13 protein-coding genes are annotated in these 15,103 nt (G+C 45.5%); all 13 read right to left on the bottom strand.

Annotated elements, in window-relative coordinates:
* Position 1: 1 nt before the first annotated feature.
* The 13 genes from fliI to sucD all read right to left on the bottom strand — a co-directional run bounded on the left by fliI (position 2) and on the right by sucD (position 15,089).
* Entirely contained in the window at positions 2–1,321 is a 1,320-nt protein-coding gene (fliI, locus tag NYE45_RS10865) for a flagellar protein export ATPase FliI (RefSeq protein ID WP_036609365.1), read from the bottom strand.
* Positions 1,308–2,171: a FliH/SctL family protein gene (locus NYE45_RS10860; RefSeq protein WP_340016649.1), complete on the bottom strand. Its 864-nt coding sequence runs from the start codon at positions 2,169–2,171 to the stop codon at positions 1,308–1,310. The genes fliI and NYE45_RS10860 overlap by 14 nt, the downstream gene beginning before the upstream one ends.
* Positions 2,164–3,180, bottom strand: coding sequence for a flagellar motor switch protein FliG (gene fliG / locus NYE45_RS10855; RefSeq protein ID WP_047842476.1), 1,017 nt, complete (start codon positions 3,178–3,180; stop codon positions 2,164–2,166). The genes NYE45_RS10860 and fliG overlap by 8 nt, the downstream gene beginning before the upstream one ends.
* Before the next feature lie 11 nt (positions 3,181–3,191).
* Positions 3,192–4,775, bottom strand: a complete 1,584-nt coding sequence (fliF, locus tag NYE45_RS10850) for a flagellar basal-body MS-ring/collar protein FliF (RefSeq protein ID WP_340016648.1) — start codon at positions 4,773–4,775, stop codon at positions 3,192–3,194.
* Positions 4,776–4,911: 136 nt separating this feature from the next.
* Complete coding sequence (fliE, locus tag NYE45_RS10845; protein WP_340016647.1) at positions 4,912–5,223, bottom strand: flagellar hook-basal body complex protein FliE; 312 nt, start codon at positions 5,221–5,223, stop codon at positions 4,912–4,914.
* Between the two features lie 59 nt (positions 5,224–5,282).
* Entirely contained in the window at positions 5,283–5,732 is a 450-nt protein-coding gene (flgC, locus tag NYE45_RS10840) for a flagellar basal body rod protein FlgC (protein ID WP_062833788.1), read from the bottom strand.
* Positions 5,733–5,738: 6 nt separating this feature from the next.
* Positions 5,739–6,146, bottom strand: coding sequence for a flagellar basal body rod protein FlgB (gene flgB, locus NYE45_RS10835; RefSeq protein ID WP_036670359.1), 408 nt, complete (start codon positions 6,144–6,146; stop codon positions 5,739–5,741).
* Between the two features lie 976 nt (positions 6,147–7,122).
* Positions 7,123–8,523, bottom strand: a complete 1,401-nt coding sequence (gene hslU, locus NYE45_RS10830) for an ATP-dependent protease ATPase subunit HslU (protein WP_062833787.1) — start codon at positions 8,521–8,523, stop codon at positions 7,123–7,125.
* Positions 8,524–8,639: 116 nt separating this feature from the next.
* Positions 8,640–9,182, bottom strand: a complete 543-nt coding sequence (gene hslV, locus NYE45_RS10825; RefSeq protein ID WP_062833786.1) for an ATP-dependent protease subunit HslV — start codon at positions 9,180–9,182, stop codon at positions 8,640–8,642.
* A gap of 26 nt (positions 9,183–9,208) precedes the next feature.
* Positions 9,209–10,546, bottom strand: coding sequence for an FADH(2)-oxidizing methylenetetrahydrofolate--tRNA-(uracil(54)-C(5))-methyltransferase TrmFO (trmFO, locus tag NYE45_RS10820; RefSeq protein ID WP_340016646.1), 1,338 nt, complete (start codon positions 10,544–10,546; stop codon positions 9,209–9,211).
* A 21-nt stretch (positions 10,547–10,567) separates the two neighbouring features.
* The gene (gene topA / locus NYE45_RS10815) at positions 10,568–12,667 is read right to left on the bottom strand and encodes a type I DNA topoisomerase (protein WP_062833784.1); all 2,100 of its coding nucleotides are present in this window, start codon (positions 12,665–12,667) and stop codon (positions 10,568–10,570) included.
* A 117-nt stretch (positions 12,668–12,784) separates the two neighbouring features.
* Entirely contained in the window at positions 12,785–13,915 is a 1,131-nt protein-coding gene (gene dprA, locus NYE45_RS10810; RefSeq protein ID WP_340016645.1) for a DNA-processing protein DprA, read from the bottom strand.
* Positions 13,916–14,159: 244 nt separating this feature from the next.
* Entirely contained in the window at positions 14,160–15,089 is a 930-nt protein-coding gene (gene sucD, locus NYE45_RS10805; protein WP_340016644.1) for a succinate--CoA ligase subunit alpha, read from the bottom strand.
* Between the last annotated feature and the right edge of the window lie 14 nt (positions 15,090–15,103).

The following is a 15,103-nucleotide window of genomic DNA, read 5'->3' as shown; positions in this document are numbered from 1 at the left end:
TTCATCTCCTTGCAAATTCAAGAATCAAACGTTCCTGCACTTCACTTAAGGTGACTTTCTCGTCGACTTTCTGCTTTGTAAAGTTCCATATGCTATCAATCTGATCTATCGATTCGTCTATCGCTGCATTTGATCCCCGCTGGTAAGCTCCAATATTGATCAAATCTTCTGACTCTTTGTAGACAGCCATCAAACGTTTCATATTATTGACGGCTTCCAGCTGCTCTTCCGGGGCAATATCCTTCATGACACGACTTATGCTGGCCAACACATCGATCGCAGGAAAATGACCTTTATTCGCAATGGACCGGTTTAACACAATGTGGCCATCCAAGATACCCCTCACCGCATCCGCGATCGGTTCGTTCATGTCATCCCCATCAACCAGAACAGTGTAAAAGGCTGTAATCGAGCCCGTAGGCCCTGTACCCGCCCGTTCAAGCAGTTTGGGCAAACTTGCAAATACCGATGGAGTATATCCTCTCATTGCCGGAGGTTCACCTACGGCCAAACCAACTTCCCTTTGAGCCATCGCATATCGGGTAACCGAGTCCATCATCAGCATCACATTCATTCCACGGTCCCGGAAATACTCTGCAATGGTGGTTGCAATAACCGCTCCCTTGATCCGAATCAGGGCAGGTTGATCTGATGTTGCAACAATGACTACGGAGCGTTCCAGTCCTTCCGGACCCAAATCCCGTTCAATAAAATCGCGTACCTCACGTCCACGCTCACCTACAAGCGCGATAACATTGACATCCGCCGCTGTATTACGGGCAATCATGCCCATCAATGTACTCTTACCAACACCTGAACCGGCAAATATACCTACACGCTGTCCCTTACCTACGGTCAACAATCCATCGATAGCTCTTACACCAACACCCATCGTTTCAAGTACACGTGGACGATCCATTGGATTGACCGGTGTATTGGATGTAGAGTACATCGGCATTCTGGATGGAAGGAGGGAACCGTCGAGCGGTTGTCCAAGTCCGTCCAGGACTTTACCGAGCAATTCAGAGCCTACCTGAACGCCGAGTGGTTTACCCGTACCCACTACATCGCAACCAGGACCTATGGATTGCAGTTCACCCAGTGGCATAAGCAGCACTTTGTTATCACGAAACCCAACGACTTCAGCCTGGAGAGGCTTGGCCGACTTACCAGGGTAGATGTAACATACATCACCGATACTTGCATCCGGCCCTTCGGACTCAACCATAAGACCAATGACCTGAGTAACCTTGCCGTTAATGCGCACGGGATCAAATTGCCGCAAATGTTCCATATATCGCTGTGAACTAAGAACCTTCATGTTGATTTTTTCGCTCCTCATCCTCAAGTGCTATGCGGACCAGTTCTTTCTTTATCTCAGCAAGTTGTGTGTCAATTCTCGCATCTACACTTCCAAACGAAGAACGGATGACACATCCCTTATCTTTGACCGTCGAATCGGGCAAAATCTGCAATTCTGCCTGAGAATCAATGGACAGAGACAATTCTTCACGAGCTGCCTGCACAAATGTAAATTGATCAGGAGCCACACACAGTGTGATCAAGCCCTGTTCCCGTTTACGTGACAAACTCTGACGAATCAGTTCCAAGGTGTGATCGGGTTCAACGGTAAGTTGTTTATCAATGACTTTCTCAGCAATCCCGCAAGCGAGATCAACAAGAAATGGTTCGGCTTCCTGAATAATCTGATCTTTTGCTACATAAGCCTCCTGAAGCACTTCCTGAGCTTCCTTCATCATCTTTTCGATCTGCACCTGGAGATCCAGTTCAGCCTGTACTTTGCCTTCTTCAAAACCCTGTTGGAAACCTTGTGAACGAAGTGCTTCGGTCAGATGTTCATCCTGTTGTCTTTGTTCCTGCCACCAGGTATCGATCTGTTCACGGGCTTCTTGAAGCATGCGCTCTGCTTCTTCTGAAGCTTCACGTACTTGCTTTTCTGCAAACTCCTTGGCATCTTCCAGCATCTCTGCGGTAAGACGTTGTGTTTCTTCGTCCACGCGTGCTTGAAGCGTTTCTGCTTCAGAACCTTCAGCACTTTCACCATTTAACTCCGTTTCAGACTCCTCAGTACCACCATAATGATGATGATTTTCAAGTCTTTTGCGGTCATCAACAGGTACATACTGGAAAGATTTAATCAAATTAGACAATGATATCATCTCCTCCACCGCGTGCGATAATGATCTCACCGGCTTCTTCCAATCTGCGTATCGTTCCTACAATGCGTGTTTGAGCTTCCTCAACATCACGCAACCGCACAGGTCCCATGAACTCCATCTCTTCTTTGAATGTCTCGGACATCCGTTTCGACATATTCCGGAACACGGCATCCCGAACTTCTTCGCTTGCCACTTTGAGTGCGAGTTGTAGATCTGCGTTGTCGATATCTCGAATAATACGCTGAATCGAACGATCATCCACATTGACGATATCTTCGAATACAAACATGCGTTTTTTGATCTCCTCAGCAAGCTCTGGATCCTGAATTTCGAGAGAGTCCAAAATGGTACGCTCTGTACCACGATCCACTCCGTTCAGAATCTGAACGATTGATTCGATACCACCCGCATTCGTGTAATCCTGCGTCACGGTAGAAGATAGCTTTTGTTCCAGAACCCGCTCCACTTGAGAGATAACTTCTGGCGAAGTACTGTCCATAACTGCAACGCGGCGAGCGACATCTGCCTGCTTCTCTTGCGGCAAAGATGACAGAATCGCTGCAGCCTGTTCGAACTGAAGATAAGACAGAACCAGCGCGATCGTTTGCGGACTTTCATTCTGAATAAAGTTCAAAATCTGATTGGGATCTGCTTTGCGTGCAAAGTCAAACGGTCTGACCTGCAACGTAGCTGTCAAACGATTAATAACTTCAAGTGCTTTGGAAGAACCCAAAGCTTTCTCCAAGATTTCTCTCGCATAATTGATACCGCCCTGAGAGATATATTCCTGCGCCAGACAGATCTGGTGAAACTCGGCCATGATCATGTCCTTTTCGGAAGAATCAACTTTGCGAACGTTGGCAATCTCCAACGTGAGTTGCTCGATTTCCTCATCACGCAGATGTTTGAATATCTGTGCCGAAACTTCCGGACCTAATGTAATCAACAATATTGCTGCTTTTTGTCTGCCAGTCAGCCCTTGACTGCTTGCCTTTGCCAATGCGTTCACCTCTATTCGTCAGCCAGCCATGTACGCAGCAGATTGACGAATTCGTCTGGCTTTTTCTTGGCCAAACTCTCCAATTGTTTGCGCACCTGACTTTCGTTCGTTACACTGTCCAGCGTAATGGACGGGAACTCTGTTGCTATTGGAAGAGGAATCTCTTCTTCTTCTTCTTCGTTTTGTTTGCGGCGACGGCGTACTAACAAAATAACAACCGCTGCGATCAATGCTGCTATAAGTGCGCCTCCGCCCCACATCATCGTTGAGGATAGCTGGAAGCCCGTATTGTCTGCGGAGGCAGTCTGGAACCCTTGTGACATGACTGAAACTTTCTTTGTCAGATCGGCGTCACTTATTACGGTACCTGAGTCTGCCAATGAAGCGCGAACAATGTTAACCAAAATGTTCTCAATTGCGTCCTGAACGGGTCCCTGTAATTCTGTTTCTCCATTTGGTGGTTCAACTGCAACGTTAATGGTTAAATCTTTTACAGTGTAAGGACTGGAAATAATATCCTTGGCAATGCGATTAACATCGTAGTTTATAGTGCTTGATGATTCTTCCGAGGTGGAGTTCCCTGTCGCATCAGATGATGGATAACCTGGAACTTCCTCTTGCCCTGTACCAGCAACGCCACCAGTTGGGTTGCTTGCACCAGTATAGCTCTTCTGAATCTCCTGCACACTGATCTCGATGCCTTTCATATTCTCTACATCTACAGGTTGAACCAGATTTTCTTTACGTGTTTCTTTGTCAAAATTAAGCCTGGAGACTACTAAAACATTGACCTTGTCTTCGCCTACAATTTGAGAAAGAAATTGCTTCACGTTATTACGAACATCGTTTTCAAACTTCTTCTGTAATGCCATGTTTTCTTGAACTTCAGAAGACAACCCGCCACTACCACCTCGGGCAGTTGGAATCAGTTCTGCTTCATCCGTATTGGTAATCGTAATGTTCTCAATAGGCAGATTAGGAATTGCGGTCTTAACCAAGTTAAAGTATCCATCTACCGCTGCCTGATTTGGGTGATAACCTGGTTTAAATTGGAGAGCTACCGACGCTGATGCTTTATCCTGTTCTTCTAAACCAGCAAAGATGTTATCTTTCGGCATATTGACCAGCACTTTGGCGTCCTGTATCCCTTGCATCCGTTGAAGCAACTGTTCAACTTCTCCATTTAAAGCATTGTTGTACTTTACATCAAACTCTTTATCCGTCATCCCGATCGGGGATGATGATTCCTCGAATGACTTATATCCCAATGAACCATTCTGAATAATCCCTTGAGATCCGACATTCACTTTTGCAATCGCAACACTCGTGCTTGGCACGGATATCGTCTTGCCATCCGAACTTAATTTGTATGGAATACTAGATGAATCTAGATAACTGATAACGCCTGCTGAATCACTTGCATTCAAGTCTGTGAACGCAACTTCATATTCGGTCTTGGACAATTGCATCGTGAGTACAACTGCAGCCAAAATCAGAAACAGGAAGGTGGATATAAATAATACTTTTTGCTTTTTGCTAAAACTATTCCAATACTGGGATGCCTTATCCCTGTACTGGGCGATTCTCTCATTCACTCTGTCACCCCATCCGAAACTTTGCTTAGTCTGTCCTTACGCAGCCCTAGCCGTTCCATAGGTCTACGATCAGGAGCAGCATCGCAGCTGCTTGTTGTAATGATCAGCGCTATTGCCTGAGCGCAAGTAGATTATTTTATAATTGCGTTCGCATAATTTCCTGGTATGCTTCGACCACTTTGTTTCGGACTTGAGTGGTGAGTTGTAGGCTTAACAGGGCCTGTTCTGAAGCGATCATCACTTGATCCACATTCGCATTCCCTACTAAAAATTGATTCGACATTTCATGCGATTGAGTCTCCTGTGCAGCGACAGAGCCTAATGCGTTCTGTAAGTATGTACCGAAGCTCTGAATGGTTTCGGCTGGTGTAGAAGGCTTGCTTTCGGTTGCGCTCTTCATCTGTAGCGGCTGTATCCCCTGTGTGCTAAACATGTTGTTCTGAATCATTAATGGTCCCTCCCCTTCATGACTGGTTTATATATTTCTTGTTTTCAGTTCAAAGCAGATTATCTTCCAATCTCCAAAGCTTTAGTAATCATCGCTTTAGTTGAATTCAATGCTGTTACGTTTGCCTCATAGGAACGCGAAGCTGAGATCATGTCGACCATTTCTTTCGCAATATCCACGTTAGGCATAAATACATATCCTTCTGCGTTGGCATCTGGATGAGAAGGATCGTAGACAGGCTTGAGTGGTGACTGATCTTCGCGAATCTCAGTGACTCTGACGCCATCTCCTGAACCGTTGCCTCGCATCTGATTTTGTAACATGGTACCAAAAGACGTTTTATTTGGTTCAAGCACCACCATTTTTCGTTTGTAAGGAACCGCCTCACCATTGGATACGCTCGCGCGCGTCGTCTCTGCGTTCGCAATGTTGGAAGATATAACGTCCATCCGCAAGCGTTGAGCCGTCAGCGCTGATGCACTGATACTAAAACTATTACTAATGTTCAATTTAGGTTATCTCCCTTCCACGCCAACGCGCATGATTTTAATTTGTTCGTTCACTTGCTGGATATAAGCGTTGTAACGCAACTGATTCTCCGCCAGAAGACTCATTTCTCTGTCTATATCGACATTGTTTTCGTTGTTATTCATGGACGTTGACTGGTCCATATTAACTACTGGCGTTGGAACGGAAGAGGAAGGACCTATGACAAAATGCCTTGCATCAGTTACTTTACCTTTAAGAACAGGCATATCTCCATTCATTTGCCCCTGCAACATCTCTTCAAAAGAAACGTCCGAGCGCTTGAAATACGGGGTATCGGCATTCGCGATGTTGTCAGCAATCGTTCGTTGTCTGATGTTGGACGCATCGAGTGCACCTTGCAATCTTTTAAAGCTAATATCGTTTAAAAGATTCACAATCTCCCTCCTCTCTTTAGAAGTTATGGAAAAAGATTGAATCTTTTTCCTTGAAAATTCTTATGTTTTTTCGACAAAAACATTCGCTTTTACACGGTTTTCTAGGACTTAAGTAGAATTAACTCTGATGTTGTCGTATAACATAAGTTTCTTCGAGTTTGGGATATATTACAATAAGAAAAAAGCCCTATCTTTTCTGAAAGACGGGCCTTTTTGTGTATTTTCTGCAAATTATGAATTTTTTCGTAAATGTTCAGGCCCAAATCAAAAGTATGTTAATACTCTCCCTGATTGTTCTTAAACATTCTTAAAATAAAAAAAACCTTTAGCGTCTCGACATGACTGTATAACGCCCGTAATTATGTAGATTTCCGAATATTTCATACTCGATAATGTTAGAATTTTTTACCGTTACACTAAGGGTTTAGAGACTATATGGTAGGTATACATACTAAGCTGTATATTAATCAATTGACAAGTTATCTTTCACGAATTAAGATTTCACGTCTTTTCATCCCAACACTTTCTTAACAATTAAGCAGGGTCTTTATATTTTAATGTCTAGAAAACAATTGCTTGCTTCAACCTTTTCTACAATTTCTGTTTTTGCGCATTTACGCAAGATTTACCACTCTTGCAACTAAACCGATGACCAGACTTGGAATAAGGAAACTTCTTATAATGGGAATCACTGGATATAAAAACAGAGAATAACCACCACTCCGATAGGGTTTAACATGGTATACATGCGGCACAAGTCCTAGGTTTTGTCGATCCTTATAACAACCTCACATCTTTTATCGGTTATAGCATCGTAATACTGTAGATATAAACAAAAATAAACGACATGCCTCCGGTAAGAAGAGCTTGCGATTCGATAAAGGAATAATGACCTTCGTCGATCCCGTAAGTACTCTCTCCAGTGCATGCCGTTCATTGATACAATCATTTTAACAACTACATTGGTAAACCTATGTTACAGGATATACTGACTTAAATCACGATCAAGTGCAATGTCATTCAATTTCTCACGTACATACTCCGGAGTAATCACCATACGCTCCAATGTAAGCTCAGGGGCCTCAAAGGATAAATCCTCCAAAAGCTTTTCCAAGATCGTATGCAAGCGGCGGGCACCTATATTTTCTGTATTTTGATTGACGGATTCAGCCAATTTGGCAATTTCACGAATGGCATCATCCGAGAACTCAATCTCAATATTTTCGGTGCGCAGCAAATCAACATACTGCTTCGTCAATGCATTTTGCGGCTCAGTCAGAATGGATACAAACTCCTCCAGTGTAAGACTGCTCAGTTCCACACGAATCGGGAAGCGTCCCTGAAGCTCGGGAATCAGATCAGAGGGTTTAGCGACGTGGAATGCGCCAGCTGCCATAAACAGAATATAATCCGTTTTGACAGGGCCATACTTCGTCATTACCGTTGAGCCTTCGACGATAGGCAGAATGTCCCGTTGAACTCCCTCACGGGATACATCCGGACCGCTGCCGCGTCCTTGACTCGCGACCTTGTCGATTTCATCAATGAAAATGATACCTGTCTGCTCTGCCCGGCGAATGGACTCTTGGGTAACATCATCCATATCAATCAATTTGCCTGCTTCTTCCTGGATCAACACTTTACGCGCTTCTTTAATGGCGAGCTTACGTTTTTTCGTACGACGAGGCAACAAGCTGCCAAACATCTCTTGCATGTTCATACCCATCTGATCATTACCCTGACCAGCAAACATGTCCATCATGTTAGGAGCGGTGTCCTCTACATCAATTTCAATGATGTCATCCTCCAACTTGCCGGACAACAGATCAAACTTGATTTTGCGTCGACGCTCCGCAACTCCCGTATCCGGCTCTGGCTCATCCTGTTCCTGAACGTTGTTACCATTATTGCCAAAGATCATTTCAAAGGGATTACGCTGATTCTTGGACTTCGACTGTGAGGGAGCCAAAATATGTACAATTCGTTCATTGGCAGCTTCCTCAGCCTTGTCCTTCACTTTTTCAGTCCGCTCCAGTTTCACCATCCGCAGTGATGTTTCAATCAGATCACGCACCATTGATTCAACATCACGTCCAACGTAACCCACTTCGGTGAACTTGGTAGCTTCCACTTTTACAAATGGCGCACCCACCAGTTTAGCAAGGCGACGGGCGATTTCCGTTTTACCCACACCGGTAGGTCCAATCATCAGGATATTTTTAGGTACAATGTCATCCTGAGTGTGCTCAGGCAAAAGGCTACGCCGATAACGATTACGAAGCGCTACCGCTACCGATTTTTTGGCTTTCTTTTGACCTACAATATACTTGTCAAGCTCTGCAACAATCTGTCTCGGTGTTAGCGCTTGAGTATTCATATTGCTTCCCTCCTACCAGTATGCTGAATTTATCTTACCTCACAAGGACAAAGAATCCCCTAGACGTCCTGGAGCAGATTACAGAATCATGCTCCACTACGGGAGATTTCTTTGGCTTATAACTCTTCTACAATAATATTACTGTTCGTGTACACACAAAGCTCAGAGGCAATCTGAAGCGATTCGCGCGCAATGTCCTTCGCTTCCAGGTTCACAGCGTGACGTTTCAACGCACGCGCAGCAGATAAGGCAAAGTTCCCGCCTGATCCGATGGCAATAACATCATCATCGGGCTCAATAATTTCGCCGCCACCTGAAATGAGCAGCATACCTGTTTTGTCCATTACAATCAACAATGCCTCAAGCTTACGCAAGATTCGATCCTGACGCCAATCCTTGGCAAGCTCTACGGCAGCCCGCTGCAGGTTACCATGGTGCTCCTCCAGCTTGCCTTCGAATTTCTCAAACAGGGTGATGGCATCCGCCACAGAACCAGCGAACCCGGCAACAACCTGTCCACGGTACAATCGTCTTACCTTCTTGGCTGTATTCTTCATCACAACGCTTTGGCCCATGGTCACCTGACCATCACCAGCGATTGCTGCCTTGCCATTATGACGAACAGCACAGATCGTTGTAGCATGAAATGACATATCCATGATATCAGCCTCCTCCCACGAATAATTTATACGCGTTCCGGAACGGTTAGACCTTCTGCCGCAGCAAAACTGTTGATACCATCCAGGGCACGCTGTGCAAGAGCTTCATTTTTTTCCTTTTTGTTACGGATTTTCGTTTCCAGCTTCGGCAACAAACCAAAGTTTGCATTCATTGGCTGGAAGTGCTTGAAGTCAGCTGTTGTAATATACTGAGCCATGCTGCCAAGCGTTGTTTCTACCGGCAATACTACGAGTTCCTGTCCAAGAGCTGCTTTGGCTGCGTTCATGCCGGCAATAAGCCCTGATGCAGCAGACTCCACATATCCTTCTACACCTGTCATCTGACCTGCAAAGAACAGGTTTGGACGCTCTTTAAACTGATACGTCGGAAGAAGCAGTTTAGGAGAATTAATAAATGTATTACGGTGCATTACACCATAACGGACAAACTCTGCATTTTCAAGCCCAGGTATGAGAGAGAAGACACGTTTTTGTTCTCCCCATTTCAGATGTGTCTGGAAGCCCACCAGGTTATACAACGTTCCCGCTGCATTATCCTGTCTAAGCTGAACAACCGCATGTGGCAGCTCTCCCGTGTGCGGGTTAACCAGACCTACTGGTTTCATAGGACCAAACAAAGCCGTCTGTTTTCCACGTTTCATCATCACTTCGATTGGCATACAGCCTTCAAAGTAGATTTCTTTCTCAAACTCTTTCAATTGAGCGACCTCAGCAGTAATGAGAGCTTCATAGAAGACATCAAACTCTTCTTCTGTCATCGGACAGTTCAGATATGCCGCTTCACCCTTATCATAACGGGAGGCCAGGTACACCTTGTTCATATCAATTGAATCTTTTTCAATGATCGGTGCTGCTGCATCATAGAAGTAGAAATATTCCTCACCCATAAGTGCCTTGATTTGCTCAGACAGTGCCGGTGAAGTCAGGGGACCCGTTGCAACAACAACGATGCCATCTTCCGGCAGGGAAGTTAGTTCTTCATTCACCACTTCGATGAGTGGATGCTGATGCAACGTAGACGTAATCTCACCTGAGAATCCATCACGATCCACAGCAAGTGCTCCACCTGCTGGAACGGCATGCTTGTCTGCCGCAGACAATACGAGAGAATTGAGCATTCTCATTTCTTCCTTCAACACGCCAACTGCATTCGTCAATCCATTCGCACGCAGCGAGTTACTGCACACCAGTTCTGCAAATTTATCTGTATGATGAGCTGGCGTTTTCACCACAGGTCTCATCTCGTATAATTTCACGCGCACGCCGCGACTTGCGATCTGCCAGGCAGCTTCTGTTCCTGCCAGCCCGGCACCAATTACGGTTACTTGTTGTTCATTCGTCAAAATCATTTACCCCCATATATACTAATCCGCTGATTCGTCATCCGGTTCATCCACCGGCTCCTGATGATCACATGATGTACACTGCAATCGGGCACCCTTTTTGTTCCGCTTTTCAATCATTAGCGATCCACAACTTGGACATGGTTTGGCTGAAGGTCTGTCCCATGAGACAAAATCACATTCAGGATACTTGTCACAACCGTAGAAGATACGTCCCTTTTTGCTACGACGCTCAACAACATGGCCTTCCTTACACTTCGGACAAGTTACGCCAATGTCTTTGATAATCGGTTTGGTATTCCGGCAATCAGGGAAGCCAGAGCAAGCAAGAAACTTGCCAAAACGTCCGAGTTTATAAACAAGTGGTTTGCCGCACTTCTCACAGATCTCATCCGATACTTCGTCTTCGATCTCGATTTCTTTCATTTCTTCTTCCGCAAACTCAAGCCGTTTCTCAAAAGATTCGTAGAATTCAGCAAGTACTTTGACCCAATCCTCGGAACCTTCCTCCACATGGTCAAGATCACCTTCCATGTTCGCGGTAAACTCTACATTCAGGATTTCCGGGAAAAACTCTTCCATCTGTTCGATGACCAGTTCGCCAAGCTCCGTTGGCATGAATTTCTTTTCCTCAATCGCAACATATCCGCGCTTCTGAATGGTCTCCAGTGTTGGCGCATATGTACTCGGACGCCCTATTCCCAATTCCTCAAGCGTCTTAACCAACCTTGCCTCCGTATATCGTGGTGGTGGTTGTGTAAAATGCTGTTTTGGCTCAATTTCCTGTTTCTCAAGCACATCTCCACTTTTCAACGGAGGCAGCAGACGATCCTCTTCGGTTGTACCATCGTCATTTCCTTCAACATACACCTTCATGAACCCTTGGAATCGCACCTTCGAACCTGCTGCACGGAAAATCGTATCCCCCGCAGCAATATCTACAGAGAGTGTATCCAGGATAGCCGAAGACATCTGGCTCGCTACAAAACGTTCCCAAACCAGTTTATACAACCGGAACTGATCACGACTCATAAATGACTTGATTGAATCCGGATCACGCAGAATTGAAGTTGGACGAATTGCTTCATGCGCATCCTGAGCATTAGCAGCTTTTTTGGAATAATTTCGTGGTGTTTCTGGTGCAAATGGCTCCCCATACTTACCAACGATATATTCTTTGGCTTCTTCTTGTGCAGATGCCGCAATCCGTGTGGAGTCCGTACGCATATACGTGATGAGACCTACTGTGCCTTCTTTTCCAAGGTCTACACCTTCATATAGTTGTTGGGCGACCGACATCGTCTTGGAAGCTCTGAAATTCAATTTACGTGCTGCTTCCTGTTGCAAAGAACTCGTGGTAAACGGGGCGGAAGGGTTCCGACTCCGTTCCTTCTCTTTGACTTCCTTGATCGTAAAGTCTGCACCTTCGATCTGTTTCAGGATGGCTTGCACTTCCGCTTCACTGCCGAGCTCTGTTTTGGCCCCGTTCAGTTTATGAAACTTGGCTTCAAACGGATTGCCGTCTGCTGTCAGTTTGGCGGTAATGCTCCAGTATTCTTCCGGCTCAAAATCATCAATTTCATTTTCACGATCTAAAATGATTTTAACAGCCACGGACTGAACCCGGCCTGCGGACAAACCTTTTTTAACTTTTTTCCATAATAATGGACTAATTTTATATCCAACGAGCCGGTCCAGAATACGTCTTGCCTGCTGCGCGTTAACCAAATCCATATTGATTTTACGCGGGGTTTTGAACGCATCTTTGACCGCCTGTTTTGTAATTTCATTAAATACAACCCGGCAATCTGCCGTATCGTCCAGTTCAAGGGCATGGGCCAAATGCCATGCGATAGCCTCGCCTTCGCGATCCGGGTCAGCTGCGAGATACACTTTTTTCACTTTCTTTCGTGCATCCTTCAGTTCTTTCAAAATTGAACCTTTGCCGCGGATCGTAATATATTTCGGATTAAAATCATTCTCCACCTCAACGCCGATCTGACTCTTTGGCAAATCGCGAACATGTCCCATCGAAGCTTTCACGATGAACTTGCTGCCTAAATATTTGCCTATCGTCTTCGCCTTTGAGGGCGACTCCACGATTACGAGTGCATCCGCCATAGGTTCATCCTCCTCTCAGTCATGAAACTGTCATGTAACTGTTTCTGTAAGCTTATGCATAGGTTAATAACTTCAGCTAATTATATATTTCCACACGCTACATAGGTTGTAGCATCGTCATACCCTCGCATATTTGGTGCCTGGTAATTGGCTAATCTGCTTTTTTATGATTAAAGATAACAGAACTGAATGCAAATGTCCAAAATCCCAACCTAGCTGTTCAACCAGTTGATCCAACGATTGCTCCTCCTTTTCCAACAGATAAATCACACGTTGTTCATCTGGAGAGAGCTTAACCTCAGCGAATATCCCTTGCCCGGAAGGCTCAGGTGTTTCTGCCGAACGTCCTCTATTGTAAGGAAGTTGTTCTGCATTTGGCAAGTCCAAACGATACTCTTCCAAAACATCTGCTGCACATGTGACCAATTTGGCTCCTTGACGAATTAGATTGTGAGCGCCCCGACTCTTCGGCGATGTGATGGGTCCAGGAACTGCAAATACATCCCGGCCTGCTTCAAGAGCAGCATCTGCTGTGATGAGTGAACCACTGCGAATGTCAGCCTCAACGACTAATGTCCCCAGCGTCAGACCGGCAATGATTCGATTCCGTTCCGGAAATAATCCTTGACGCGCTCTCGTACCTGGTGGATATTCCGACAAAAGCAGCCCCGTCTCCGCGATTCGCTCGGCAAGACTTGTGTTTTCGGGTGGATATATATTATCAATCCCGGTTCCGAATACGGCAATCGTTTTTCCTTTAGCACGTAATACGGCCTCATGACATACACTATCAATACCGCGGGCAAGCCCGCTTACGATCGTTAGTCCTGCATTGCATAATTGTTCTGCCAGCTTCTCACCAACTTTGCGTCCATACACGGTTGGCATACGAGTTCCGACCATCGCAATGGATGGGTTGTGTAGCAAACTTATATCCCCTCGACCATACATTACCCATGGAGGCTGAACGGTTTCCTTCATTAATATAGGATAATTCTGATCCAGATAAGTAATAACCTCTATCCCCTGATTGTAAACGCGTTCTCTTTTACGCTCAATCCAGTCGTAATTAAATTGACTAGCCAAACGGGCAGCCTGATCTTTGCGCAAGCCTGCACTAGTCCAGTCACCTTCCTCATAATTCAAAAGATCGGACCATTGATGTTGTCCCAGAATTAGTTTTGAGATTGTTTTCTTGCCAATACCCTCCATCTCATGCAACCCAAACAAGATCCAGCGTTCTTCCATACCATAAACCTCCCGAAGCGGGAAGAGATTCTTCCCTCATATTGTGTGTTATGTGATCACGGAATGCAAGCGTTTACGCAGATGAGGAGTAACTTCTCTCCCTTTTCCCGTAAAAAAACGCAAAAAAGCAACCCTTCGCCCTGTTTAAGGACAAAAGGTTGCTTACCTTTTCCGTATCCATAATAGTCGGTCTACCAGAAACAAATCATTTCCGAGCCGTTTCTTCTATTATAACGAAAAAGAATTAATGTGTCGTGCACAAATTCAAAATACCACGCTCTTCAAGTACACTCACCAAAGTTGAGCCCATCTCAGCAGGCGTTGGTGCTACTTTGATACCACAAGATTCCAGCTTCGCAATCTTCTCTTTGGCTGTACCTTTACCGCCAGAGATAATAGCGCCAGCATGGCCCATCCGTTTGCCTGGAGGCGCTGTTACGCCACCGATAAAGCCAACAACCGGTTTGGTCATGTTTTCACGTACCCAATCTGCCGCATCCTCTTCAGCTGTACCACCAATCTCACCAATCATGATGACCGCATGAGTCTGTGGATCTTCATTGAACCGTTTCAGAATATCAATGAACTCGGAGCCTTTTACAGGGTCTCCCCCGATTCCTACAGCAGAAGATTGTCCAATGCCACGCGTCGTCAGTTGATGAACGGCTTCATACGTGAGTGTTCCGCTACGGGAAACAACGCCAACGTGCCCTGCCATGTGGATATAACCAGGCATGATACCGATTTTACATTCGCCTGGTGTAATAACACCTGGACAGTTCGGTCCGATCAGGACGGTATCTTTACCTTCCATGAAACGGTCAACTTTGATCATGTCAAGAACCGGAATACCTTCCGTAATACAGATCACAAGGTCCAGCTCTGCGTCAACAGCTTCCATAATGGAATCTGCCGCAAATGCCGGAGGAACGTAAATGACGCTCGCTGTTGCGCCTGTAGCTTCCTTCGCTTCCTGCACAGTGTTGAACACCGGCAGACTGGCTACTGTACCGTCTTCCAGCGTGATCTCCACATTAGTTCCGCCTTTACCCGGTGTAACTCCGCCTACCATCTGGGTTCCGTAGTCCAATGCGCCCTTCGTGTGGAACATTCCCGTTGAACCCGTAATGCCTTGCGTAATGACTTTTGTATTTTTATCGATCAAAATACTCACGTTGCTTCACATCC

The organism is Paenibacillus sp. FSL K6-1318 (genome assembly GCF_037976905.1).
GTDB lineage: Bacteria > Bacillota > Bacilli > Paenibacillales > Paenibacillaceae > Paenibacillus > Paenibacillus amylolyticus_A.
This window is presented reverse-complemented; position numbering and strand designations above follow the sequence as displayed.

Bases quoted from the DNA above. Each gene is read 5' to 3' on its own strand.
- fliI (WP_036609365.1), bottom strand. From the start codon at position 1,321: ATGAAGGTTCTTAGTTCACAGCGATATATGGAACATTTGCGGCAATTT.
- fliE (WP_340016647.1), bottom strand. From the start codon at position 5,223: ATGATTCAGAACAACATGTTTAGCACACAGGGGATACAGCCGCTACAG.
- hslU (WP_062833787.1), bottom strand. From the start codon at position 8,523: ATGAATACTCAAGCGCTAACACCGAGACAGATTGTTGCAGAGCTTGAC.
- hslV (WP_062833786.1), bottom strand. From the start codon at position 9,182: ATGGATATGTCATTTCATGCTACAACGATCTGTGCTGTTCGTCATAAT.
- topA (WP_062833784.1), bottom strand. From the start codon at position 12,667: ATGGCGGATGCACTCGTAATCGTGGAGTCGCCCTCAAAGGCGAAGACG.
- dprA (WP_340016645.1), bottom strand. From the start codon at position 13,915: ATGGAAGAACGCTGGATCTTGTTTGGGTTGCATGAGATGGAGGGTATT.